Source organism: Mycobacterium sp. NGS18, assembly GCF_059813185.1.
Genome location: NZ_JCALEC010000001.1, coordinates 352,002 through 375,019 on the forward strand (window position 1 = coordinate 352,002; position 23,018 = coordinate 375,019).

At 68.4% G+C, this 23,018-nt stretch carries 23 protein-coding genes; 15 read left to right on the forward strand and 8 right to left on the reverse strand.

Annotated features, from left to right (window positions below; translation table 11 throughout):
- The first annotated feature begins 21 nt into the window (after positions 1–21).
- From gatC to AC5Y31_RS01725, 4 genes are all read left to right on the forward strand, one after another.
- Positions 22–321: an Asp-tRNA(Asn)/Glu-tRNA(Gln) amidotransferase subunit GatC gene (gatC, locus tag AC5Y31_RS01710; RefSeq protein ID WP_065025388.1), complete on the forward strand. Its 300-nt coding sequence runs from the start codon at positions 22–24 to the stop codon at positions 319–321.
- A complete protein-coding gene (gatA, locus tag AC5Y31_RS01715) occupies positions 318–1,799 on the forward strand; it encodes an Asp-tRNA(Asn)/Glu-tRNA(Gln) amidotransferase subunit GatA (protein WP_499977575.1) in 1,482 nt (493 codons plus the stop codon). Before gatC ends, gatA begins: the two co-directional genes overlap by 4 nt.
- Positions 1,800–1,896: 97 nt before the next feature.
- Positions 1,897–2,928 carry an ATP-dependent 6-phosphofructokinase gene (locus tag AC5Y31_RS01720; RefSeq protein ID WP_065025409.1) on the forward strand — a complete coding sequence of 344 codons (1,032 nt, stop codon included), beginning with the start codon at positions 1,897–1,899 and terminating at the stop codon, positions 2,926–2,928.
- Positions 2,929–3,033: 105 nt separating this feature from the next.
- Positions 3,034–3,387, forward strand: coding sequence for a hypothetical protein (locus AC5Y31_RS01725; protein ID WP_499977577.1), 354 nt, complete (start codon positions 3,034–3,036; stop codon positions 3,385–3,387).
- A gap of 4 nt (positions 3,388–3,391) precedes the next feature.
- Here the strand turns inward: AC5Y31_RS01725 and AC5Y31_RS01730 are convergent, their stop codons facing one another.
- Positions 3,392–3,778 carry a DUF2237 domain-containing protein gene (locus AC5Y31_RS01730; protein WP_301634752.1) on the reverse strand — a complete coding sequence of 129 codons (387 nt, stop codon included), beginning with the start codon at positions 3,776–3,778 and terminating at the stop codon, positions 3,392–3,394.
- A gap of 33 nt (positions 3,779–3,811) precedes the next feature.
- Between AC5Y31_RS01730 and tenA the strand changes: the two genes are divergently transcribed.
- Together tenA and gatB are read left to right on the forward strand one after the other, a co-directional pair.
- Positions 3,812–4,480, forward strand: coding sequence for a thiaminase II (gene tenA / locus AC5Y31_RS01735; protein WP_301634754.1), 669 nt, complete (start codon positions 3,812–3,814; stop codon positions 4,478–4,480).
- 23 nt (positions 4,481–4,503) lie between these two features.
- A complete protein-coding gene (gene gatB, locus AC5Y31_RS01740) occupies positions 4,504–6,006 on the forward strand; it encodes an Asp-tRNA(Asn)/Glu-tRNA(Gln) amidotransferase subunit GatB (RefSeq protein ID WP_499977582.1) in 1,503 nt (500 codons plus the stop codon).
- A 278-nt stretch (positions 6,007–6,284) separates the two neighbouring features.
- On the opposite strand, the gene gjpA is transcribed toward gatB, so the two are convergent.
- Together gjpA and AC5Y31_RS01750 are read right to left on the reverse strand one after the other, a co-directional pair.
- Entirely contained in the window at positions 6,285–7,334 is a 1,050-nt protein-coding gene (gene gjpA / locus AC5Y31_RS01745; RefSeq protein ID WP_499977585.1) for an outer membrane porin GjpA, read from the reverse strand.
- Positions 7,335–7,651: 317 nt separating this feature from the next.
- Complete coding sequence (locus AC5Y31_RS01750) at positions 7,652–8,773, reverse strand: PQQ-dependent sugar dehydrogenase (RefSeq protein ID WP_065025382.1); 1,122 nt, start codon at positions 8,771–8,773, stop codon at positions 7,652–7,654.
- Between the two features lie 252 nt (positions 8,774–9,025).
- Between AC5Y31_RS01750 and AC5Y31_RS01755 the strand changes: the two genes are divergently transcribed.
- Positions 9,026–9,730 carry a DoxX family membrane protein gene (locus AC5Y31_RS01755; protein WP_499977587.1) on the forward strand — a complete coding sequence of 235 codons (705 nt, stop codon included), beginning with the start codon at positions 9,026–9,028 and terminating at the stop codon, positions 9,728–9,730.
- 1 nt (position 9,731) lies between these two features.
- Here AC5Y31_RS01755 and AC5Y31_RS01760 read toward each other — a convergent pair whose 3' ends face one another.
- Positions 9,732–10,070 (reverse strand): PH domain-containing protein, encoded by a 339-nt coding sequence (locus AC5Y31_RS01760; protein ID WP_499978107.1) that lies wholly within the window; start codon positions 10,068–10,070, stop codon positions 9,732–9,734.
- A gap of 151 nt (positions 10,071–10,221) precedes the next feature.
- Here AC5Y31_RS01760 and AC5Y31_RS01765 point away from each other — a divergent pair, with 151 nt between their 5' ends.
- The 8 genes from AC5Y31_RS01765 to AC5Y31_RS01800 all read left to right on the forward strand — a co-directional run bounded on the left by AC5Y31_RS01765 (position 10,222) and on the right by AC5Y31_RS01800 (position 19,604).
- Positions 10,222–10,872 carry a TetR/AcrR family transcriptional regulator gene (locus AC5Y31_RS01765; RefSeq protein WP_499977589.1) on the forward strand — a complete coding sequence of 217 codons (651 nt, stop codon included), beginning with the start codon at positions 10,222–10,224 and terminating at the stop codon, positions 10,870–10,872.
- Positions 10,869–11,735 carry a metal-dependent hydrolase gene (locus AC5Y31_RS01770; protein WP_499977591.1) on the forward strand — a complete coding sequence of 289 codons (867 nt, stop codon included), beginning with the start codon at positions 10,869–10,871 and terminating at the stop codon, positions 11,733–11,735. The genes AC5Y31_RS01765 and AC5Y31_RS01770 overlap by 4 nt, the downstream gene beginning before the upstream one ends.
- A gap of 204 nt (positions 11,736–11,939) precedes the next feature.
- On the forward strand, positions 11,940–13,805 hold the full coding sequence (locus AC5Y31_RS01775) for an acetolactate synthase large subunit (protein WP_301634763.1): 1,866 nt from the start codon (positions 11,940–11,942) through the stop codon (positions 13,803–13,805).
- The gene (gene ilvN, locus AC5Y31_RS01780; protein WP_065025377.1) at positions 13,805–14,317 is read left to right on the forward strand and encodes an acetolactate synthase small subunit; all 513 of its coding nucleotides are present in this window, start codon (positions 13,805–13,807) and stop codon (positions 14,315–14,317) included. Before AC5Y31_RS01775 ends, ilvN begins: the two co-directional genes overlap by 1 nt.
- Before the next feature lie 45 nt (positions 14,318–14,362).
- Complete coding sequence (gene ilvC, locus AC5Y31_RS01785; RefSeq protein WP_301636274.1) at positions 14,363–15,364, forward strand: ketol-acid reductoisomerase; 1,002 nt, start codon at positions 14,363–14,365, stop codon at positions 15,362–15,364.
- Between the two features lie 121 nt (positions 15,365–15,485).
- Positions 15,486–16,961 (forward strand): biotin carboxylase, encoded by a 1,476-nt coding sequence (locus AC5Y31_RS01790; RefSeq protein ID WP_301634764.1) that lies wholly within the window; start codon positions 15,486–15,488, stop codon positions 16,959–16,961.
- 43 nt (positions 16,962–17,004) lie between these two features.
- Positions 17,005–18,591 carry a phosphoglycerate dehydrogenase gene (gene serA / locus AC5Y31_RS01795; protein WP_499977593.1) on the forward strand — a complete coding sequence of 529 codons (1,587 nt, stop codon included), beginning with the start codon at positions 17,005–17,007 and terminating at the stop codon, positions 18,589–18,591.
- The gene (locus AC5Y31_RS01800; RefSeq protein ID WP_301634767.1) at positions 18,588–19,604 is read left to right on the forward strand and encodes a 3-isopropylmalate dehydrogenase; all 1,017 of its coding nucleotides are present in this window, start codon (positions 18,588–18,590) and stop codon (positions 19,602–19,604) included. Before serA ends, AC5Y31_RS01800 begins: the two co-directional genes overlap by 4 nt.
- Before the next feature lie 12 nt (positions 19,605–19,616).
- Here the strand turns inward: AC5Y31_RS01800 and AC5Y31_RS01805 are convergent, their stop codons facing one another.
- Genes AC5Y31_RS01805 through AC5Y31_RS01820 form a run of 4 tightly spaced genes read right to left on the reverse strand, consistent with a single transcriptional unit; the run spans position 19,617 to position 22,976 of the window.
- Positions 19,617–20,816, reverse strand: coding sequence for an MFS transporter (locus AC5Y31_RS01805; protein ID WP_499977596.1), 1,200 nt, complete (start codon positions 20,814–20,816; stop codon positions 19,617–19,619).
- Positions 20,813–21,496, reverse strand: a complete 684-nt coding sequence (locus tag AC5Y31_RS01810; RefSeq protein WP_065025371.1) for a GntR family transcriptional regulator — start codon at positions 21,494–21,496, stop codon at positions 20,813–20,815. Before AC5Y31_RS01810 ends, AC5Y31_RS01805 begins: the two co-directional genes overlap by 4 nt.
- Positions 21,493–22,212, reverse strand: a complete 720-nt coding sequence (locus AC5Y31_RS01815) for an aspartate racemase/maleate isomerase family protein (protein WP_301634771.1) — start codon at positions 22,210–22,212, stop codon at positions 21,493–21,495. Before AC5Y31_RS01815 ends, AC5Y31_RS01810 begins: the two co-directional genes overlap by 4 nt.
- Positions 22,209–22,976, reverse strand: coding sequence for a maleate cis-trans isomerase family protein (locus AC5Y31_RS01820; protein WP_065025369.1), 768 nt, complete (start codon positions 22,974–22,976; stop codon positions 22,209–22,211). The genes AC5Y31_RS01815 and AC5Y31_RS01820 overlap by 4 nt, the downstream gene beginning before the upstream one ends.
- Positions 22,977–23,018: the final 42 nt, after the last annotated feature.

Here is a 23,018-nt window from a genome sequence, read left to right on the forward strand (position 1 = left end):
GCCCGACTAGGCTTGACGGCCGTGTCCCAGATCTCCCGTGACGACGTAGCGCACTTGGCCCGGCTGGCCCGGCTGGCGCTGACTGACGTCGAACTCGACGGCTTCGCCGGCCAACTCGACGCGATCCTGACCCACGTCAGCACGATTCAGGCCGTGGACGTCACCGGCGTGGAGGCGACCGACAATCCGCTCAAGGCCGTCAACGTCACCCGGCCCGACGAGATCGTCGCGGGCCTGACCCAGGACCAAGCGCTGGCCGCCGCGCCGCGCGCCGACGAGAACCGCTTCGCGGTGCCGCAGATCCTGGGGGAGAGCCAGTGAGTGAGCTGATCCGGTCCGACGCGGCCACCCTGGCGGCGCGGATCGCCGCCGGCGAGGTGTCCTCGGTCGAGGTCACCCAAGCTCATCTGGACCAGATCGCGGCCACCGACGACCGCTACGGGGCGTTCCTGCACGTCGGCGCCGATGAGGCGCTGGCCGCCGCGAAGGCGGCCGATAAGGCGATCGCCGCCGGCGAGGCGCCCTCGGCGCTGGCCGGGGTGCCGCTGGCGCTCAAGGACGTGTTCACCACCGTCGATGCGCCCACCACCTGCGGGTCGAAGATCCTGGAAGGCTGGCGGGCGCCCTACGACGCAACGGTCACCGCGCGGCTGCGCGCTGCCGGCATCCCGATCCTGGGCAAGACCAACATGGACGAGTTCGCCATGGGCTCCTCCACGGAGAACTCCGCCTACCAGGTGACCCGCAACCCGTGGGATGTCGAGCGGGTGCCGGGCGGGTCCGGCGGTGGGAGCGCCGCGGCGCTGGCGGCGTTCCAGGCGCCGCTGGCCATCGGCACCGACACCGGCGGCTCCATTCGCCAGCCGGCCGCGCTGACCGCCACCGTCGGCGTCAAACCCACCTACGGCACCGTCAGCCGCTACGGGCTGGTGGCGTGCGCGTCGTCGCTGGACCAGGGTGGCCCGTGCGCGCGCACCGTGGCCGACACCGCGCTGCTGCATCAGGTGATCGCCGGGCACGACCCGCGCGATTCCACCTCGCTGGACGCACCGGTGCCCGACGTTGTCGCCGCCGCGAAAGCCGGGGCCGGCGGTGACCTCTCGGGTGTGCGGATCGGGGTGGTGCGCCAGCTGCACAGCGGGGAGGGCTACCAGCCGGGCGTGCTGGCGTCGTTCAACGCCGCCGTCGAACAGTTGACGGCGCTGGGCGCGCAGATTTCCGAGGTGGACTGCCCGCACTTCGACTACTCGCTGTCCGCCTACTACCTGATCCTGCCCTCGGAGGTGTCATCCAACCTGGCCCGCTTCGACGCGATGCGCTTCGGGCTGCGCGTCGGTGACGACGGCACCCACAGCGCCGAGGAGGTGATGGCGCTGACCCGCGCGGCCGGATTCGGCCCGGAGGTCAAGCGCCGCATCATGCTCGGCACCTACGCGCTGTCGGCGGGCTACTACGACGCCTACTACAACCAGGCGCAGAAGGTGCGCACCCTGATCGCCCGCGATCTGGACGAGGCCTATAAGTCCGTCGACGTGCTGATCTCGCCGACCACGCCCAGCACGGCGTTCCGGTTGGGGGAGAAGGTCGACGACCCGCTGGCGATGTACCTGTTCGACCTGTGCACGCTGCCGCTGAACCTGGCCGGGCACTGTGGGATGTCGGTGCCCTGCGGCCTCTCCGGCGACGACGGGATGCCGGTCGGCCTGCAGATCATGGCGCCGGCGTTGGCCGACGACCGGCTCTACCGGGTGGGCGCCGCCTATGAGGCCGCCCGCGGCGAGTTGCCGGCGGCGATCTAGCCGCGAGCAGACATGAGCGCCCCCTAAAAGGCCGTCTTTTGGGGGCTTTTATGTCTGCTCGCCGCGGGAAACCGAGCCGCCCGGCAAGATGGATCTCATGCGGATCGGAGTCCTCACCGGCGGCGGTGACTGCCCCGGATTGAACGCGGTGATCAGGGCGGTGGTGCGCACCTGCGATTCCCGCTACGGCTCGTCGGTGGTGGGATTCCAGGACGGCTGGCGCGGCCTGCTGGAGAACCGGCGAATCCAGCTGGCCAACGACGACCGCAACGACCGGTTGCTGGCCAAGGGCGGCACCATGCTCGGCACGGCCCGGGTGAACCCCGACAAGCTGCGCGCCGGCCTGGACCAGGTCAAGGCAACCCTCGACGACAACGGCATCGACGTGCTCATCCCCATCGGCGGGGAGGGCACGTTGACCGCGGCACACTGGCTGTCACAGGAGAACGTGCCGGTGGTCGGGGTGCCCAAAACCATCGACAACGACATCGATTGCACTGATCTCACCTTCGGGCACGACACCGCCCTGGAGGTCGCCACCGAGGCCATCGACCGGCTGCATTCGACCGCCGAATCCCACCAGCGGGTGATGCTGGTCGAGGTGATGGGCCGCCACGCCGGCTGGATCGCACTCAATGCCGGCCTGGCCTCCGGTGCGCACATGACGTTGATTCCCGAACAGCCCTTCGATGTCGAAGAAGTGTGCCGGCTGGTCAAGCAGCGTTTCCAGCACGGCTCGTCGCACTTCATCTGCGTCGTCGCCGAAGGGGCCAAACCCGCCGCCGGATCGATGGAGCTACGGGCCGGCGGCATCGACGAGTTCGGCCACGAGCGGTTCACCGGGGTCGCCGCGCAATTGGCCGTCGAGATCGAGCGGCGGGTCAAGAAAGAAGTGCGCACCACGGTGCTGGGGCATGTGCAGCGCGGCGGCACCCCGACCGCCTACGACCGGGTGCTGGCCACCCGGTTCGGTGTGAACGCCGCCGACGCCGCTCACGCCGGTGAGTACGGAATGATGGTGTCGCTGCGCGGCCAGGAGATCGGCAGGGTGGCATTGGCCGACGCGGTGCGCCAGCTCAAGGTCGTACCGCAGAGCCGCTATGACGACGCGGCGGCATTCTTCGGGTAGTTCGCGTTTGTGCATCATCTGTTGGGGAAATAGTCACCGAATGGTCGATGCGTGTTCGGCGGACTACGGTTCGCTTACCGGGTGGACGAATGTCGGGGGGCGCGAATGGGGAAGTTGTCGCGGGTGGCCGCGGCGCTGTGCGCCGTGCCGGTAGGGCTGGCCCTGGCCGCCCCGGCGTACGCCAGCGGCGACGCGGTAAGCGGATACGTCGACGAGCACGGTGGCGAGGTCTGTGGGTTCATGAGCGACCAGCCGACGCTGGCGGGCGTCAAACACGCCGTCGACCACATCCTGGCTACCAGCGGTTTGCCCCAGGACCAGACCGGACAGTTGCTGGCCGGATCGGTGACGGCAGACTGCCCCCAATACGGCGAGCTGGTCGAGCAGTTCGTCTGGTACGTCCATCACCGTCAGCAGCAGCAACAGAATGGCGGCATCGGCGCCGTGCTCGGCTCGTAGCGGATCACATATCGCCCAGGTCGTCGGGCACGTCAACGGCGTAGGCGCGCAGCACATCCAGCGGAACCACGTCGAGGGTGCGTTCATGGGTGGCGGCGAGCACCACCGGAGCTGCACGCCCATCACGGTGCGCCCGAAGCCAATTCACCGCGGTGACACACCAGCGGTCACCGGGGGCCAGGCCCGGAAACCGATAGGCGGGCATCGGCGTGGACAGGTCATTGCCGATCGAGCGCTGGTGCTCGAGGAACTCGGCGGTGACCACCGCGCAAATGGTATGCAGTCCAATGTCTTCCGGACCCGAGGAACAGCAGCCGTCCCGGTAGAAACCGGTGACCGGGTCACTGCCGCACGGTTGTAGCGGATCGCCCAATACGTTGCGCTCGGACATCCGGCCAGTTTAGTGGGCGGGCTACGGTGGGTCATGGCCAATCGCACACGTGACGCACTCTGGGGCCAGGCCGCTGAGATCTATCAGCGAATCTGCGCACACCCGTTCATCACCGGACTCACCGACGGGACCTTGGGCCACGACCGATTCCGCTACTACATCGTCCAGGACGCCCACTACCTGCGGGCCTACGCGCGGGCGCTGGCGGGCTGTGCGGCCAAGGCGCCGCTCGAGGAGGAGTTGACGATGTTCGCCGAGCACGCCGGGGTGGCGATCGGCGCCGAAACCGAACTGCACGCCGGGCTCCTGACCGATCTGGGGCTCGACGCCGGCGCGGCCGCGGCGGTTCCGGTCGGCCCGGCCACCCAGGCCTACGGCAGCTACCTGCTGGCCGTCACCGCATCCGGTTCCTACGCCGAAGCCGTCGCGGCGGTGCTGCCCTGTTACTGGATCTATGCCAGGGTCGGTGAACACCTGCAGCGCCACGGCTCGCCCGAGCCGCTGTTCCAACGCTGGATCGACACCTACGCCGGCCAGGAGTTCCAGGAGGTGGTCGATGCGGTGCTCGCGGTCACCGATCGGGTCGGCGCGGACGCGTCGCCGGCCGAGCGGGAACTGATGCGCCGGCATTTCCACACCACCGCACGTTATGAGTGGATGTTCTTCGACGCGGCCTACCGGATGGAGGACTGGCCGGTGTGATCGGGTCACCTAGACTTTCGGCCATGACCGCTGCTGTCGCCGAACTGCTCGACTACGACGACGTCGTCGCCCGCTTCGACCCGGTGCTGGGCCTGGAGGTGCACGTCGAGCTGTCCACGGCCACCAAGATGTTCTGCGGGTGCTCGACCGCATTCGGCGCCGAACCCAACACCCAGGTGTGCCCGGTGTGCCTGGGGCTGCCCGGTTCGCTGCCGGTGCTCAACGGCGCCGCGGTCGAATCGGCGATCCGGATCGGGTTGGCGCTGAGCTGCGAGATTGCCTCCTGGTGCCGGTTCGCCCGCAAGAACTACTTCTATCCCGACCAGCCGAAGAATTACCAGATCTCTCAGTACGACGAGCCGATCGCGTTCAACGGTCACCTGGACGTGCCGCTGGAGGACGGGTCGGTGTGGCGGGTGGACATCGAACGCGCCCACATGGAGGAGGACACCGGCAAGCTCACTCACGTAGGCAGCGACACCGGCCGCATCGAGGGCGCCAGCGAGTCCCTGGTGGACTACAACCGGGCCGGCGTTCCCCTGATCGAGATCGTCACCAAGCCGATCACCGGAGCCGGTGAGCGTGCCCCGCAGATCGCCCGGGCGTATGTGACCGCGCTGCGGGATCTGCTGCGCTCCCTGGACGTCTCCGATGTGCGCATGGATCAGGGGTCGATGCGCTGTGACGCCAACGTGTCATTGATGCCTACCGGGACAACGGAATTCGGAACCCGTACCGAGACCAAGAACGTCAACTCGCTCAAGAGCGTCGAAGTGGCGGTCAGCTACGAGATGCGTCGCCAGGCCGCGGTGCTGACCGGCGGGGGCACCGTCATCCAGGAGACCCGGCACTTCCACGAGGCGGGTTACACCAGCCCGGGCCGGGTCAAGGAGACCGCTGAGGACTACCGCTACTTTCCCGAGCCCGACCTGGAGCCGGTAGCGCCGAGCGCCGAGCTGGTTGAGCAGCTGCGCGGCACCATCGGTGAGCTGCCGTGGCTGGCCCGCAAGAAGATTCAAGACGAGTGGGGCGTCTCCGACGAGGTGATGCGGGATCTGGTCAATGCGGGCGCGGTCGAGTTGGTGGCGGCCACCGTGTCAGCCGGGGCCTCCAGCGAGGCGGCCCGGGCCTGGTGGGGAAACTTCCTGGTGCAGAAGGCCAACGAAGCCGGTGTCGAACTCGACGCCCTGGCGATCACGCCGGCGCAGGTCGCCGAGGTGGTGTCGCTGGTGGAGTCGGGCGAGCTGTCCAACAAGCTGGCCCGCCAGGTGGTCGAAGGAGTGCTCGCCGGGGAGGGCGAGCCGGCCCAGGTGATGACCGACCGCGGCCTGGTCGTGGTCCGCGACGACTCGGTGATCCAGGCGGCGATCGACGAGGCGCTGGCCGCCAATCGCGATGTGGCCGAGAAGATCCGGGGCGGCAAAGTGCAGGCCGCCGGCGCCATCGTGGGCGCGGTGATGAAAGCCACCAAGGGCCAGGCCGACGCCGCCCGGGTGCGCGAACTGGTGCTGGAAGCCTGCGGGTAGTCCGGCCGCCTCAGCCGGCGGCGGCGGCGCCGGGGAGCTGCGGCAGGTGACGGACTTGCTGGTAGCTCCGGTGCTCGAAGATGAACTGCAACCACCGCACGTCGATCAACATCGTGTCGTCATCCTTTTCGCTAGGTGACTCCCAAGGTAAAGCCGATATTTAAGGCCGCGGGGGCGCAGTCGGTAAAGCTTCTGTGAGAACCCGATCGCGCGACATCGGCGACGAAAGCGGCCCCCTCCGCGATCGGAGGGGGCCACTCGTGGGCTGGAGATCGGGCCTACAGGCCGATCGAACTCGCCAAGTCGGCGAGCAGGTCGGTGCCGACCGCGCTGCCACCGGCGGCCACATCGTCGAGCGGATTGCCCACGCCGTCCCAGCCGAGAGCGTTGGCGATGATCTCTTCCAGGCTTTGCCACGCGCCCAGCAGCCCGACGCCTTGGCCCTCAGCCACCAGCGGGAAGCCCATGAGGCCGGTGGTCAGCCCCAGTCCGTTGATGATCGAGCCGCCGATGCCGGGAGAACTGCCGTCGAAGATCTCCTTCACGAAGCCTTCGACGTCGGTGCCGGTGAGGCCGGGCGACAACAGGCCGCCGAAGGTGTAGCTCAGCTGGGTGACGTCCAGAACCGCGGGCAGCAGACCGGCCTCGGTCAGGGTCGGCAGCAGCGCGTCCAGGTTGAGGGTGGCCCCGTTGAGGAACCCGCCGACCATGTTGGCCGGGATGTTGGCGATGTCCTGCAACGCCGCCGTCCAATCCGGGTTGTCGCCGGACAGTGCGGTGCTGATCTCGCCGATGCTGTTGCTCAGCGCCACCAGCGGGCTGATGGACGGGCCGAGCGCGCCGATCAGCACCCCGCTGAGCGGTGACGCCAGAAAGGAGAGAACCGGCGTGAGCTCATCGGTGCTGAGGGGGAAGTCGTCGGGCATGTACTGCGGCATCACCAGCGCGATCAATGCCTGAAGCGCGTCGTTGCTCAGCAGCAGCGGTGAGATCGTCAGGTCGGTCACCATGCTGGGCTGCACGATGGCATCGATGACCGCCTGCGGATCGATGGACACGCCGTTCATCAGGTCGGCGATCAGTTGCTGCCCGGCCACCATCGGGGCCGCTGACATGGCGTCCCACAGCGTGGTGGCGTTGGTCTTGGCGGTGTCGAACACGTCCTGCCAGGCACCGAAGAAGTCGAAGTCGGCCGTCAGCGCCACAGCAGATGAGTGCGCGGCAGGCAGGCTCGGCAGCGGCGCGGTGACCGGGGCGGCGGCGATGGCGCCGGCGCCGATGAGCGCCGCGCCGGTGACGATCCATGGTGAGCGAACAACGTATTGCATGGGTCTCCTCATTACTATTGCTGTGACGGGTCGCACGGCTTCCGAAACATTACTTGAAAGTAGTGTAGGAAACTAGTCAACGCAGAACTTTTTTTACGCAGCCGTAACAACACGGCGGACGACGGTCTACGTTTCTGGAGTCGACCCACAAAATCCAAGTTCAAGCCGATTTTTAGTCCACTCTTGGGGCAGTTGCGGACCGCCACTGGCCGTGGCCGTTCGCGCAATCCGGCGAACGCTGACGCGCTTGTCCCGTCCAATTGCAAAGATTGGCCTGAGTTGACCTATTGCAAGCTCAGGTCAATGCATGACCCGGATCAATCCTTGTCGTCATTGGCGCGCGGGAACCCGCCGCCGGACGGGAACAGCGGGAACACGACGTCGTCGAGCTTCTCCGCGTCGCCGGCGGTCTTGTTCACCGTCGCGCCCCAGACGTTGCCGTCCGGCGACATCTTGACGGCCCAGACGTGGCCGTGGGAATCCTGGCGCATGACCTCCGGCTCGCTGGTGACCGAACCGGTACCCGAGGCCATGCGCACGGCGACGGTCTGTTTGGTGTTGATCAGGTTGACCAACACGATGCCGTCCATCGCCGCACACCCGGCGATGCCGGGCTTGTCCGGCCAGGTCCACACCGTCGACACCTGGGAGTCCTTGGTGATGCGCTGCAGGCGGTCGCCGCTTGGGCTGCGGTCGGTGACGTAGAGCGAGCCGTCGACGCGGTCGACGCACAACCCGCCGCCGGCGCCCAGCCCGCTCAGCGCGGTGGTGGGGGCGGCCTGGCCGATCGTCGTGGGTTGCTCGATGCGCAGCACCTTGCCCGCCGTCGACCCCGGGTCGGCCGCCGCGGCCGGATTGCCCGCGTCGCCGGTCAGCACCACCAGGGTGGTGGGGCTGGTGAAGACCAGCGCGCCGGTGTTCCCGGTCGCGCCCTTGGGGATCCCGGTCAGGATGTCCTTGGGCACATCGCCGTCGGCGACCCGGATCACCCGGTTGTCGGTGGGGGTGCTGATGTAGGCGTACATCAACCGGTCCTGGGCGTAGGTCGGCGACAGCACGATGTCCATCAACCCGCCGTCGCCGGCCGGGTCGACGCCGATAACGGTCTTCACCTTGGGTTCGGCGGTCAGCGAGATCTCTTTGACCGCGCCGGTGGTCCGCTCGGCGACCAGCGCAGATTTGCTGTCGGCGTGCATGATCAGGCCGCTGGTGCTCTCCAGGCACCCCTGCATCACCCCGGGCGCCGGGCACTGCTTGGGGAAGGGGTTGGCCGGCAGGGGTGGCGGCGGCGGAGGCGTCGTGGTGGGCGCCATCCCGCGGCGGGGCACGGTGGTGAAGGGCTGGGACTGCGCGTCGTCGAAGTGCGCGCAACCGGTCAGAACCAGTAGGGCCGCGCCCAACACGACAGGCACCCGGTGAACCGCCCCGCGCATCCGCATGCCCGCCAGGTTACGGACACCGGGCCCGGGTCCGCCACGAAGCCCGTTGTAGCGCGGTGTCGTCGAGTCCGCACCAGGCCGGAATCGATTCGCTAACGAAGCCGTTCAAATCCCCAATCCCGCCGGGGTTGCCCTTACCCTTGCAGGGTGAAGAGTCAAGGTGAGGGCTCACACTGGCGTCGGCCCGGTGGAGCTGCCGACGCAGACAAAGGACGTCCCGAGTCGGCACGTCTGGTAGATCCGGAGGACGACATGCCATCGCCGACTTATACCGGTGATTTCGAGACTGCTGCTATCCCGCCCTATGACCCGACCGGCTCCCGTCCCCTCGGCGGCGACTACAACCCGCTGCCGTACGCCGAACCGCAGGCCCCCGCCGGGCGGGTGCCCGGTCCGGTCGGCGCTGACACCGAGGATCCGTTCCGGGTGATGGACCGGCGCGGAACCCAAGATCTGGGCCTGCTGATCCTGCGGGTGGGCCTGGGCGTGCTGCTGGTGGCCCACGGTCTGCGTCAGCTGTTCGGCTGGTGGGGCGGCCAAGGCGTGACCGGATTCAAGAGTTCGATCGCCGACGCCGGCTACCAGCACGCCGACATCCTGACCTACGCCGCCGGTGGCGGGCAGATCGCCGCCGGGCTGCTGCTGGTGCTGGGTCTGTTCACCCCGCTGGCCGCCGCCGGCGCCCTGGCGTACCTGATCAACGGCGTGCTCGCCGGCGTCTCGTCGCAGAGCCCGGGCCGCTTCGAGTTCTTCCTGCCCAACGGTCACGAATTCCACCTGATGCTGATCGTGGTGGCGGTGGCGATCGTGCTGGTCGGACCGGGCCGGTACGGGCTCGACGGTGACCGCGGCTGGGCCCGGCGGCCCTTCATCGGGTCGATCGCGGCGTTGCTGCTCGGGATCGCCGGCGGCGTGGCGATGTGGATCTTCCTCAACGGGGCGAACCCGATCGGCTGACTCACCGATACGGGTTGGGTACCCGCCCGCCACTGGCTTCGGTGAGCAGCGGCAGGGTGGCGAAGCTGACCGCCGGCAAGCGCAGTTGCTCGCCGTCGTGCAGGTGCGCCCGCGCCCACGACCCCCGGTTGAACCCCAGCCCGGCGATATCGTCCCAGTCCACCGAGCGGCTGCCGAGCAGGGTCCGCACGGTGACCTGGCGTGCGTCGGCGACGGTCCGCCACCGGGCGATCAGCGTCGAGGCCAGCACTGGCAGCACCAGTACCGGCGCGGTGACCGGCCAGGTCAGGACCGGTATCAGCAAGCCCAGGGCCAGGAAACCGACCGCGAAGTGCGCCATCGGCGAGATTCGGATCACCAACGGTGCGGGATCGGAGGAGTGGGTGGCCACCCTCGCATGATGTCACCGCCGGAACCGGTCGTGCCGCTCGCGGCCGAAAGCCGGAACAAAAAATATTGACTACTTATTTTAAGTAGCGCATGATGGCCCCATGGCGCCGACCAGACCTCGCCGGACCCAGGCGGAGCGGACCGCGGGGACCCGGCACGCGCTGCTGGACGCGACGCTTGACGCGCTGGTCGAGGTCGGCTTCAAGGGCACCACGACCACCGAGGTGGCCCGCCGCGCCGGGGTGTCGGTGGGGGCGCTGCAGGGTCACTTTCCGAGCAAGGTCGGGCTGTTGACCGCCGCGATCGAGTTCGCGCTGAACCGCCGGATCGAGGAGTTCGAGCTCTTGATGGCGGGCCTCGAACCCGCCGCCGACAGGCTCGACGAGGCCTTCGACCTGCTGTGGTCGATGTTTTCCGGCCCGACCTTCACCGCAACGCATGAACTGTGGGTGGCGGCTCGCACCGACCCCGACCTGGCGCCGGCGATCATCGAAACCGACCGGCAGTTCGCGGAAGCCTGCGAGCGGGTGTACGCCCAACTGCTGGCCCCCGCCGGCCCGGAAAGTACCGCCACGGCACAGTCGCGCGTCGGCCTGCAGATGGCTTTCGCGCTGATGAACGGCCTGGCGATGTCGCGCTTGATCGACGGCTACGAACCGTTGGCCGCCAACGACATTCTCGACACCTTCAAGACGCTGGCCCGACCGCTGGTGGCCGGCCCGGCAGACCGACAACCACAGGAGGCGCCATGACCGCCGACCAGAACGGCCACCATCCCGCACGGCCGGCGGTGCACCCGCGTCGCATCCGGTTCAACTACCCGGTCGCCTCGCTGGATCGGCACTACGTCGCCGGCGACCTGGTGATGAGCCACGTCATCGCCCACCTGTCGGCGGTGTTTCCCGAGGGCGAGGACTTCTTCGTGCGCTCGGTGCGCCACTTCGCCGACCAGATCACCGATCCGGAGCTCAAGGAAAGAGTCAAAGGGTTTGTCGGCCAAGAGGTTTCGCATGGCCGTGAACATCGCGAGCTCAACGAGCGGCTGGGCCAGATGGGTTACCCCACCGCTCGGGTGGATCGCATGGTCCGCCGCCAGCTGAAGTTCGTCGAGCGGCGGCTGTCCCCGCTGAGCCGTTTGGCCATGACCGCGGCCGACGAGCATTTCACCGCGGTGTTCGCCGAGACCCTGCTCAGCGACGAACGCGCCCAGGCCCTGCTCGGGGAATCCGAGGTGCGGTCCATGCTGCTGTGGCACGCCGTGGAGGAGTCCGAGCACCGGTCGGTGGCCTTCGACGTCTACCGGGCGGTCGGCGGCAGCGAGAAACGGCGCATCCGGGTGATGCGGGTGATCCGGCTCACCTTCCCGCTGAGCGTGGTCATCTACTCGCTCATCTCGCTGTTCTCCGACCGGGCCGCCTACAACCCGGTGCGCCTCGTCCGCAGCTTTGCCGCCCTGCGCCATTCGCCGTTTCTGACCCGGGCCGTGTTCCGCCGGCTCGGCGACTACAACCGGTACGGCTTTCACCCCGACGACCATGACAACACCGCGCTGCTGGAGCACTGGACGGCGGCGCTGTTCGGTGAACAGGGATCACTTGCCGGCCATTTGCACTGAGCGCACCAAGGGAGTCATTTGACGCCCGGTCGGTGCAGCGACTACCGTCTTCGGCTATGGACAACGGCATGCTCGTAGTAGCCCCCTGCGCGTTGGTTGTTGCCTGAGCTTTCAACCACCAACGCGCAACCCTCGTGCAGCAGCTGAGCTGGCGGGGGTTTTTTGTTGCCACCAGTCCAATTCACCAGAGACAAAGAGGAAACCGTGAGCGCACCCACCACGCGACCGTCGCAGCGGTCGGCCGCCACCGAGGGGCCGCAGCCGGCCAACGGGGGCCCCTCCGCCGAGAAAGCCAAACCCGCGGCCCGGCGCGTCGCACCCGAGCAGCTGACCGGTGCCCAGTCGGTGATCCGGTCGCTGGAGGAACTCGACGTCGACGTCATCTTCGGTATCCCCGGTGGTGCGGTGCTGCCGGTCTATGACCCGCTGTTCGACTCCAAGAAGCTGCGCCACGTGCTGGTCCGTCACGAGCAGGGCGCCGGGCACGCCGCCAGCGGTTACGCGCATGCCACCGGGCGAGTGGGGGTCATGATGGCCACCTCGGGGCCGGGCGCCACCAACCTGGTCACCCCGCTGGCCGACGCGCAGATGGACTCGATCCCGGTGGTCGCCATCACCGGTCAGGTCGGGCGGTCCCTGATCGGCACCGATGCCTTCCAGGAGGCCGACATCTCCGGCATCACCATGCCGATCACCAAGCACAATTTCCTGGTCCGCAACGGCGACGACATCCCCCGGGTGATCGCCGAGGCATTCCACATCGCGGCAAGCGGACGGCCTGGAGCAGTTCTGGTTGATATCCCCAAGGACATCCTGCAGGGCCAATGCACCTTCGCCTGGCCGCCGAAGCTGGACCTGCCCGGCTACAAGCCCACCACCAAACCGCACAACCGGCAGATCCGGGAGGCCGCCAGGCTGATCGCCGCGGCGCGCCGGCCGGTGCTCTACACCGGCGGCGGAGTGATCCGCGGCGACGCCTGCGCGGAGCTGCGTGAGCTGGCCGAGCTGACCAACATCCCGGTGGTCACCACCCTGATGGCGCGCGGCGCCTTCCCGGACAGCCACCGCCAGCACCTGGGCATGCCCGGTATGCACGGCACGGTGTCGGCGGTGGCCGGCCTGCAGCGCTCCGATCTGCTGATCACCCTCGGCGCCCGCTTCGACGACCGGGTCACCGGCCAGCTGGACTCGTTCGCCCCGGACGCCAAGGTCATCCACGCCGACATCGACCCGGCCGAGATCGGCAAGAACCGGCATGCCGACGTGCCGATCGTGGGCGACGTCAAGGCCGTCATCACCGAGCTGATCGCCGCGCTGCGCACCGAGAAGCTGTCGCTGGACTTGGACGAGTGGTGGGCCTACCTCGACGACGTGCGCTCCACCTACCCGCTGAGCTACGGCCCGCAGAGCGACGGCAGCCTCGGTCCGGAGTTCGTGATCGAGAAATTGGGCCAGATCGCCGGACCCGAGGCGCTGTACGTCGCCGGCGTGGGCCAGCACCAGATGTGGGCGGCGCAGTTCGTCAAGTACGAGAAGCCGCGCACCTGGCTGAACTCCGGGGGACTGGGCACCATGGGCTTCGCGATCCCGGCGGCGATGGGGGCCAAGATGGGCCGCCCGGACGCCGAGGTGTGGGCGATCGACGGCGACGGCTGCTTCCAGATGACCAACCAGGAGCTGGCGACCTGTGCGATCGAGGGCATCCCGATCAAGGTCGCGCTGATCAACAACGGCAACCTGGGCATGGTGCGCCAATGGCAGACCCTGTTCTACGGGGAGCGCTACAGCCAGACCGACCTGGCCACCCACTCGCACCGCATTCCCGACTTCGTGATGCTGGCCGAGGCGTTCGGCTGCGTCGGATTGCGTTGCGAGCGTGAAGAAGACGTCGAAGACGTGATCAAGGCGGCCCGGGCGATCACGGACCGCCCGGTGGTGATCGACTTCATCGTCGGCGCCGACGCGCAGGTGTGGCCGATGGTGGCCGCCGGCACCAGCAACGACGAGATCCAGGCCGCCCGCGGTATCCGGCCGCTGTTCGACGACGAGGACAACGAGGGGCACGCCTGATGACAACCGGCTGGAAAACCCACACCCTGTCGGTGCTGGTCGAGGACAAACCCGGCGTGCTGGCCCGGGTGGCGGCGCTGTTCTCCCGGCGCGGCTTCAACATCGAGTCACTGGCCGTCGGCGCCACCGAGACCAAGAACATGTCGCGGATGACAATCGTCGTCTCGGTGGAGGACACCCCGCTCGAGCAGATCACCAAGCAGCTCAACAAACTGATCAACGTCATCAAGATCGTCGAGCAGGAGGACGACAACTCGGTCTCCCGCGAGATCGCGCTGATCAAGGTCCGCGCCGACGCCGGTACTCGTGGCCAGATCGTCGAGGCGGTGAACCTGTTCCGCGCCAGGGTGATCGACGTCTCGCCGGAGTCGCTGATCATCGAAGCCACCGGCACCCCGGCCAAGTTCGAGGCGCTGCTGCGGGTGCTGGAGCCCTATGGCATCCGCGAGATCGTCCAATCGGGTCTCGTATCGTTGTCCCGCGGTCCGCGCGGCATCGGCACGACCAAATAGTCCCCCAGAAGAGATAGAAAGAAGTGACACAAAGTGGCAGTTGAGATGTTCTACGACGACGACGCCGACCTGTCGATCATCCAGGGCCGCAAGGTCGGTGTGATCGGCTACGGCAGCCAGGGCCACGCGCACTCGCTGAGCCTGCGCGACTCCGGCGTGCAGGTGAAGGTGGGCCTCAAGGAGGGCTCCAAGTCGCGGGCCAAGGTCTCCGAGCAGGGCCTGGAGGTCGACACCCCGGCCGAGGTCGCCAAGTGGGCCGACGTGATCATGCTGCTGGCGCCGGACACCGCGCAGGCCGAGATCTTCACCAACGACATCGAGCCCAACCTGAAGGCCGGTGACGCACTGTTCTTCGGCCACGGCCTGAACATCCACTTCGGTCTGATCAAGCCGGCCGCCGACATCACCGTCGGGATGGTCGCACCGAAGGGGCCGGGGCACCTGGTGCGCCGCCAGTTCGTTGACGGCAAGGGCGTGCCCTCGCTGATCGCGGTCGCCCAAGACCCGACCGGCGCCGGTGAGGCGCTGGCGCTGTCGTACGCCAAGGGCATCGGCGGCACCCGGGCCGGCGTCATCAAGACCACCTTCAAGGAGGAGACCGAGACCGACCTGTTCGGTGAGCAGGCCGTGCTGTGCGGCGGCACCGAGGAGTTGGTCAAGGCCGGCTTCGAGGTCATGGTCGAGGCCGGCTACGCCCCGGAGATGGCCTACTTCGAGGTGCTGCACGAACTCAAGCTGATCGTCGACCTGATGTACGAGGGCGGCATCGCCCGGATGAACTACTCGGTTTCCGACACCGCGGAGTACGGCGGGTACCTGTCCGGGCCGCGGGTGATCGACGCCGACACCAAACAGCGGATGCGCGACATCCTCTCCGACATCCAGGACGGCACCTTCGTCAAGCGCCTGGTCGCCAACGTCGAAGGCGGCAACAAGGAACTCGAGGGGCTGCGCAAGGAGAACGCCGAGCACCCGATCGAGGTCACCGGCAAGAAGCTGCGCGACCTGATGAGCTGGGTGGACCGGCCCATCACCGAGACGGCCTAGTTTTTGCGCCGAGATTGAAGCCGCGCAGGCAATGTCCGAGAGGACGCCTGCGTGGCTTCAATCTCGCGGCGGTCAGGGCCAATCCCGTGGCCCCGCTCTCCCACCGGTGCACACTGTTGGAATGCACACCGGTGGGTCGCAGCTCAAGCCGCGCCGCCCGCTGCGCGGCCTCTCGGACATCCGGGCGTTCTTTCACACCAACACCGTTCCGCTGTACTTCATCTCGCCGACCCCGTTCAACTTGCTGGGCATCGACCGCTGGGTACGGAACTTCTTCTACCTGACCTATTTCGACTCGTTCGAGGGCGAACATCCGCGCGTGTTCGTGCCCCGACGGCGCAACCGCATGGATTTCGACTCCATGGAGGACGTCTGCAACTACCTGCTGCGCGACCCCGAGACCCTGGAATTCATCGCGCGCCGCGGCCCGGGCGGCCAGGCTTGCTTCGTGATGCTCGATGAGGCAACCCACGCCCTCGCGCACGAGGTCGGCCTCGAGGTCATGCAGCCGTCGGCGGAGCTGCGCCGCCGCCTGGGCTCCAAGATCGTCATGACGCGCCTGGCCCAGAAGGCCGGTGTGTCGAGCGTGCCGAACGTGATCGGGCGGGCGAGCTCCTACGACGACCTGTTGGTGCTGGCGCACAGCGGCGGGCTGGGGGAGAACCTCGTCGTGCAGTCCGCCTATGGAGACGCCGGAACGACGACGTATTTCCTGCGCGGCCAACGCGATTGGGACCGGCACACCGGTGACCTGGCCGGCCAAGAACTCAAGGTGATGAAGCGCATCCGCAATGTCGAGGTGTGCCTCGAGGGCGTCGTGACGCGCCACGGCACCGTCGTCGGCCCCGCGATGTCGAGTCTGGTCGGCTATCCCGAGCTGACGCCCTACAAGGGCGGTTGGTGCGGCAACGATGTGTGGCGCGGGGTTCTGACGCCGGACCAGACGCACACCGCGCGAGCAATGGTGCGCAAACTTGGCGATCGCCTCCGCCGCGAGGGGTACCGCGGCTACTTCGAGGTGGACCTGCTGCACGACCTGGACTCCGACGAGCTGTACCTCGGCGAGGTGAATCCTCGCCTGAGCGGCGTGAGCCCGATGACGAACCTGACCACCGAGGCGTACGCCGACGTGCCGTTGTTCCTGTTCCACCTGCTGGAGTATCTGGGCGTGGACTACGAGCTCGACGTCGACGAGATCAACGCGCGCTGGGAGCGCGGCTACGGCGACGACGACGTCTGGAGCCAGTTGATGATCTGGGAGACCTCGTCGCACGTCGAGTTGCTAACCGCCACCCCACGTACCGGGATTTGGCGCCTGGATGACGATGGGCGGGTGTCTTTTGCCCGCCCCGCCAACGACTGGGCGTCGCTGATGGACGAGTCGGAGGCGTTCTACATGCGCGTCGCGGCGCCCGGTGACGTGCGCTGCAAGGGTGCCGAACTCGGTGTGCTGGTCACCCGCGGGCACCTGCAGACTAAGGACTATCGGCTCACCGAGCGGTGTCGGCGCTGGGTCGAGGGCATCAAAGCCCAATTCCGCTCGACACGCCTGACACCGGGGGAGCCGACCGTTGCGCGGCTCGTGGCTCGTGCGTGACGCCCGGCTCCGCCGTCCCGGCAGCCATCGTTAGGCTGTCCGGGTGACTCTGCCCGTGGTTTTGATCGCTGACAAACTCGCCCAATCCACCGTGGCCGCCCTGGGTGACCAGGTCGAGGTGCGCTGGGTGGACGGCCCGGACCGGGAGAAGCTGCTGGCGGCCGTCCCCGACGCCGACGCCTTGCTGGTGCGCTCGGCAACCACCGTCGATGCGGAGGTACTCGCCGCCGGCACCAAGCTCAAGATCGTGGCGCGCGCCGGTGTCGGCCTGGACAACGTCGACGTCGACGCCGCCACCGCGCGCGGCGTGCTGGTGGTCAACGCTCCGACCTCGAACATCCACAGCGCCGCCGAGCACGCGATCGCGCTGATGCTGGCCGCCGCCCGACAGATCCCGGCCGCCGACGCCTCCCTGCACGGCCGCGAGTGGAAGCGCTCGTCGTTCTCGGGCACCGAAATCTTCGACCACACCGTCGGCGTGGTCGGCCTGGGCCGAATCGGCCAGCTGGTCGCGGCGCGCCTGGCCGCGTTCGGCGCCCACATCGTCGCCTATGACCCGTACGTGTCGGCCGCGCGGGCCGCCCAACTGGGCATTGAGCTGCTGTCCCTCGATGAGCTGCTGGCCCGCGCCGACTTCATCTCGGTGCACCTGCCCAAGACCCCCGAGACGGCGGGCCTGATCGGTAAGGAGGCGCTGGCCAAGACCAAGCCGGGGGTGATCATCGTCAACGCCGCCCGCGGCGGGCTGATCGACGAGGCCGCCCTGGCCGAGGCCATCACCAGCGGCCACGTCCGTGGCGCCGGCCTGGACGTGTTCGCCACCGAGCCGTGCACCGACTCGCCGTTGTTCGACTTGCCGCAGGTGGTGGTGACCCCGCACCTGGGCGCCTCCACCTCCCAGGCGCAAGACCGGGCCGGCACCGATGTCGCCAAGAGCGTGAAGCTGGCGCTGGCCGGCGAATTCGTGCCGGACGCGGTCAACGTCGGCGGCGGCGCGGTCAACGAGGAGGTCGCACCCTGGCTGGACCTGGTGCGTAAGCTCGGCCTGTTGGCCGGTGTGCTCTCCGACGGGCTGCCGGTCTCACTGAGTGTTCAGGTGCGCGGCGAGCTGGCCTCCGAAGACGTGGGGATCCTGAAGCTTTCGGCACTGCGCGGACTGTTCTCGGCGGTCATCGAGGACCCGGTGACGTTCGTCAACGCGCCGGCCCTGGCCGCCGACCGCGGGGTGGACGCCGAGATCGGCACCGCCTCGGAGAGCCCCAACCACCGCAGCGTCGTCGAGCTGCGGGCCGTCACCGCCGACGGGTCGGCGGTCATGGTGGCCGGCACCCTGTCGGGTCCGCAGCTGGTGGAGAAGATCGTCACCATCAACGGCCGCAACTTCGACCTGCGGGCGCAGGGCGTCAACCTGATCATCAACTACTCCGATCAGCCCGGCGCGCTGGGCAAGATCGGCACCCTGCTGGGATCAGCGGGTATCAACATCCACGCGGCGCAACTCTCCGAAGACGCCGAGGGACCGGCGGCGACGATCCTGCTGCGGGTAGACCGCCCGGTGCCCCCCGAGGTGCAGTCGGCGATCAGCGCGGCCGTCAGCGCCAACGTGATCGAAGAGGTCGACCTGTCATGAGCGTCAAACTCGCGATCATCCCCGGTGATGGCATCGGCCCGGAAGTCATCGCCGAAGCCGTGAAGGTGCTCGACGCGGTGCTGCCCGGCACCGAGAAGACCAGCTACGACCTGGGCGCCAAGCGCTATCACGCCACCGGTGAGGTGCTGCCGGATTCGGTGCTCGACGAACTCCGCGGCCACGACGTGATCCTGCTCGGGGCGATCGGCGACCCGTCGGTGCCCTCGGGCGTGCTCGAGCGCGGCCTGTTGCTGCACGCCCGGTTCGCCCTCGACCACCACGTCAACCTGCGCCCCAGCCGGCTCTACCCGGGGGTGACAAGCCCGCTGGCCGATCCGCCGGCCATCGACTTCGTGGTGGTGCGCGAGGGCACCGAGGGGCCCTACACCGGCAACGGCGGGGCGCTGCGGATCGGCACCGAGCACGAGGTCGCCACCGAGGTCAGCGTCAACACCGCCTACGGCGTGGCCCGGGTGGTGCGCTTCGCGTTCGAGAAGGCGCGCGCCCGGCGCAAGCACCTGACCCTGGTGCACAAGAACAATGTGCTGACCTACGCCGGGTCGCTGTGGACGCGCACGGTGGCCGAGATCGGCAAGGAGTATCCGGACGTCGAGACGGCCTACACCCACGTCGACGCCGCCACCATCTATTTGGTCACCGATCCCGGCCGGTTCGATGTGATCGTCAGCGACAACCTGTTCGGCGACATCATCACCGACCTGGCCGGGGCGGTGTGCGGCGGAATCGGGCTGGCGGCCAGCGGCAACATCGACGCCACCGGAGCCAACCCGTCGATGTTCGAGCCGGTGCACGGCAGCGCCCCCGACATCGCCGGGCAGGGTATCGCCGACCCGACCGCGGCGGTGACGTCAGTGGCCATGCTGCTCAACCACATCGGTGAGCACGCCGCCGCCGACCGGGTGGACGCGGCCGTCGAGCAGCACCTGGCCACCCGCGGTGCGCAGAAGCTGTCCACGGTCGCCACGGGCGATCGGATTCTGGGCCTGCTCTAGGTATTCCGCGTTTTACTCTGCGGGGCGGTCGGGGTCGGCGGGCACCACCGGCAGCGCGGCCAGCGGGAACAGCGCGCAGACCGCGAACGCCAGGGGATAGCCGGCCACGCCGATCAGGGTGCCGAACAACGGCGGTGCCAACCCGCCCGCGAAGTGTTGGCTGGTGTTCTGGGCGCCCAACGCCCGCCCGCTCCAGAACGGTCCGGCGATCTCGGCGATCGCGGTGAACGCCAATCCGTTGTCCGACACCGTGATCACCGACGCCACCACGATGAGCGCCACACTGATCGGCGAGCCGGCCCAGGCGGTCACCGCCAACGCCAGCATGGTCACAGCAGCGGCGACGGCGATGGTGCGCACCGGCCGCAGCCGGGACCCGACCCGGTCCGACCAGCGTCCGGCCCCGATCCGGCCTGCCGCTCCCAACAGTTGGCTGACGGTGACCAGGACGCCGGCCGCGCCGGCCGACCAGCCCCGCTCGGACATCAGCCATACCAGCATGAACGTCCACACCATGACCTGCGGCACCACCAGCAGCACCGACATCGCGTGGATCCGCACCAGCAACACCGACCCGCGGTAGGGATTGGCCAGGTGCTCGGCCGGTGCGTCGGCGCGCGGTGGACGGGGCGGGTCACTGACCCCCACCGCGCAGGCCAGTGCCGCGGCCGCACACACCGCAGCGGGGAACAGCAACGCCACGCCGATGCCGTGGTGTTCGGCCAGGCGCGGAATCACCAAGGCGCCCAGTGCGACTCCCAAGGGCTGTGCGGTCTGTCGGATGCCCATCGCCAGGCCGCGCTGATGCGCGGGAAACCAACCCACCACCAGCCGGCCGCTCGCGGTGTTGCTGCTGGCCGCGGCCATGCCGCCCAGCAGCAGGAAGGCGCCGGTCGCGGTAAGTGAGCCCCCCGAGGAAGCGGCCGCGGCCCCGAACGCCGCCAGCGCGGTCAGCGCCGAGCCCGTTACCAGCACCAGCCGCTCACCCAGCCGGTCCACCAGATAACCCCAGGCGATCAGCGTGGCCACCAGACCGAAGCTCGGCAACGAGGACAGCAGCCCGGCCCGGGCCAGATCCAGGCCGCGGTCGTTGTGCAGGGTCGGGATGAGGAACGCCACACCGTTGATGAACACGTTGGCGCACATGGTGGCCGTCAGCGCCAATCCCAGGATCGACCAGCGGCGCGCGCTACTTATCGCGTCAGCGGTCACCCGGTGATCGTCGCACGCCGTACCAGCAGCCGGCGGACCGCATCATCCATGTGCTCCTCGATCAGCCGGATCGCGACGGCTTCGTTGCCGTCGCCGATCGCCTTGCGCAACACCACATGTTCGGTGACCTGTTCACCCAGATCGGGGTAGGCCTCTTCGAGTTCGCCGAGCAGGATCCGGGTCTCCGACAACAGGGTGCGCATTGCCCGGTGCAACCGTGGGCTGCCCGCGCAATCGACGAGCACCTCGTGGAACTCCTGGTCGGCGTCGGCCGCCGCGGCCTCGTCACCCCGGGTGGCGGCAACGCGCATGGCCTCCACCGGTGCGCGCAGCCGGGCCGCGGCGGCCCCGGGATCGCCGCGCAGCACTTCGGTCACCGCGGCCCGTTCAATGGTCTTGCGTGCCTGGTAGACATCGCGCACGTCGTCGTCGGTGAGCTCGACGACGAAGATGCCCCGATTGCGTTCGCTGCGCAGCAGTCCCTCGGCCACCAGACGCTGCATCGCTTCGCGCAACGGACCGCGGGACACCTCGAACTGCGCGGCCAGGCTCGCCTCGCCGAGCTGCTGACCCGGCGCCAGCCGGCCGCGGATGATCGCCGCACGGAGCCGCTCGGCGATCAGCTCCGGCGTGGAAGGCCTGCTCAACGGCTCGAACCCGGCGTCTCGTGACAGTGTCATGGGCTGTCCTCGAACAATGTGCCGAGTCCCGTTGCCCGCCCGGCTATTCCGGCGATACGCAGACCCTCCCACACCGTCACCGCGTTGGCGGTCAGCACCGGCTTGCCGAGCAGCCGCTCGAGCTCGTCGACTTGGGCGATGGTGTGCATGGCGGTGTCGGGGATCAACAGCGCATCGGTGTCCGGCACGTCATTGCCCAGCGCGAGGTCCCGGATCTGCGACCGGGTGAGGCGGCCGACCTCGGCGGCGGTGGGGATACCGGCATCGCCCGTTGCCGCGACGGTGACGCCATGGGCGGCAATGAAATTCGCGAACAGTTCGGCGATGTCGCGCGGATAGCTGGCTGCGACCGCAACGCGTCGGCAGCCCAGTGCGGCCAGGGCGTGCACGAAGGCGAACGATGTGCTCGAGGCGGGCACACCGGCTTCGGCGGCCAGCCGGTCGACCTGGTCGGCGGCGCCGTCGGGGCCGAACACGAAGCTGCCCGAGGTGCAGGCCCAGACCACGGCGGCCGGCTGCTGTGCGGCCAGCAGCGCGGCGCCCTGCGCGAGCTTGGCCGGGCTGCCGAGATCCATCAGCTCCGGCACGGCATGCAGGTCGGTGCCGTAGATGTGCACGACGGGCAGGTCCGTCCCGAGCAGCCGGGCGGCGTGGCCGTAGTCGGATTCCGCGGCGTGATCGGGGTAGATAAAACCCACGCAGCCGACGCCGCTCATTGCGGGGCTCCGGTGAAGACGTCCCGCAGCCATTTGCCGGGGCCCATCATCGGCAGGTTCATCCGCCCCAGGCACGCCCACATCGTCAGTTGGTTCGCCGTCAGGATCGGTTTGCCGAGCATCTCCTCCAACGGCGCGATGATGTCGTAGGTGCGCAGATTGGTGCAGCTGACGAAGATCGCCTGGGCGTCGGGACGGTCGGCGGCGAGAATCCGTTCGGCCACCGTGCGGTAGTTCACCTTCCAGATGCCGCCGCCCAGGCCCAGGTGATCCGAATGCAGCACCGTCACCCCCAGTTCGGTCAAGAACGCCCGCAGCAGATCGGTGAGTTCGGCGTCGTAGGGGGTCAGCACGCACACCCGGGAGATGTCCAGCGCGATGAGCGCCTCGGCCAGTGCCCCCGAGGTGGTGACCGCGGCCTTGGCGCCCGCCGTTTCGATCGCGGTGACCAGGGTCTTCTCGTAGTCGACACCGCGGATGAAGCTGCCCGATGCGCACAGGTAGGCGACCACCTCCGGTTCGACGTGCAGAACGTCGCGGGTGGCGGCCTGCAGGTGGTTGGTGTCGGAGACCAGTTCGGCCATCGCCCGGCTCACCGGCACCGGCTCGTAGTGGGTGCGCGCGAGGTGCAGCGCCACCTCGGCGGGGATCCAGCGCCACAGCTCACGCTCGATCGCCAGATCGAAGGGCGCGATGATGCCGACATCGCGCTGATCGACCAGCCCGTCGAAATCCGGTACTCCCGGAAACAGGGACAGATCCATGGGTTTCCCCATACTGACGTTCCACCCCCAGGCCAGCCCTGG

Excerpts from the sequence above, each read along its gene's own strand:
- AC5Y31_RS01720 (WP_065025409.1), top strand. The coding sequence starts at position 1,897 with ATGCGGATCGGAGTCCTCACCGGCGGCGGTGACTGCCCCGGATTGAAC.
- AC5Y31_RS01725 (WP_499977577.1), top strand. The coding sequence starts at position 3,034 with ATGGGGAAGTTGTCGCGGGTGGCCGCGGCGCTGTGCGCCGTGCCGGTA.
- AC5Y31_RS01730 (WP_301634752.1), bottom strand. The coding sequence starts at position 3,778 with ATGTCCGAGCGCAACGTATTGGGCGATCCGCTACAACCGTGCGGCAGT.
- tenA (WP_301634754.1), top strand. The coding sequence starts at position 3,812 with ATGGCCAATCGCACACGTGACGCACTCTGGGGCCAGGCCGCTGAGATC.
- gatB (WP_499977582.1), top strand. The coding sequence starts at position 4,504 with ATGACCGCTGCTGTCGCCGAACTGCTCGACTACGACGACGTCGTCGCC.
- gjpA (WP_499977585.1), bottom strand. The coding sequence starts at position 7,334 with ATGCAATACGTTGTTCGCTCACCATGGATCGTCACCGGCGCGGCGCTC.
- AC5Y31_RS01750 (WP_065025382.1), bottom strand. The coding sequence starts at position 8,773 with ATGCGGATGCGCGGGGCGGTTCACCGGGTGCCTGTCGTGTTGGGCGCG.
- AC5Y31_RS01755 (WP_499977587.1), top strand. The coding sequence starts at position 9,026 with ATGCCATCGCCGACTTATACCGGTGATTTCGAGACTGCTGCTATCCCG.
- AC5Y31_RS01760 (WP_499978107.1), bottom strand. The coding sequence starts at position 10,070 with ATGGCGCACTTCGCGGTCGGTTTCCTGGCCCTGGGCTTGCTGATACCG.
- AC5Y31_RS01765 (WP_499977589.1), top strand. The coding sequence starts at position 10,222 with ATGGCGCCGACCAGACCTCGCCGGACCCAGGCGGAGCGGACCGCGGGG.
- AC5Y31_RS01770 (WP_499977591.1), top strand. The coding sequence starts at position 10,869 with ATGACCGCCGACCAGAACGGCCACCATCCCGCACGGCCGGCGGTGCAC.
- ilvN (WP_065025377.1), top strand. The coding sequence starts at position 13,805 with ATGACAACCGGCTGGAAAACCCACACCCTGTCGGTGCTGGTCGAGGAC.
- ilvC (WP_301636274.1), top strand. The coding sequence starts at position 14,363 with ATGTTCTACGACGACGACGCCGACCTGTCGATCATCCAGGGCCGCAAG.
- AC5Y31_RS01790 (WP_301634764.1), top strand. The coding sequence starts at position 15,486 with ATGCACACCGGTGGGTCGCAGCTCAAGCCGCGCCGCCCGCTGCGCGGC.
- AC5Y31_RS01800 (WP_301634767.1), top strand. The coding sequence starts at position 18,588 with ATGAGCGTCAAACTCGCGATCATCCCCGGTGATGGCATCGGCCCGGAA.
- AC5Y31_RS01810 (WP_065025371.1), bottom strand. The coding sequence starts at position 21,496 with ATGACACTGTCACGAGACGCCGGGTTCGAGCCGTTGAGCAGGCCTTCC.
- AC5Y31_RS01815 (WP_301634771.1), bottom strand. The coding sequence starts at position 22,212 with ATGAGCGGCGTCGGCTGCGTGGGTTTTATCTACCCCGATCACGCCGCG.
- AC5Y31_RS01820 (WP_065025369.1), bottom strand. The coding sequence starts at position 22,976 with ATGGATCTGTCCCTGTTTCCGGGAGTACCGGATTTCGACGGGCTGGTC.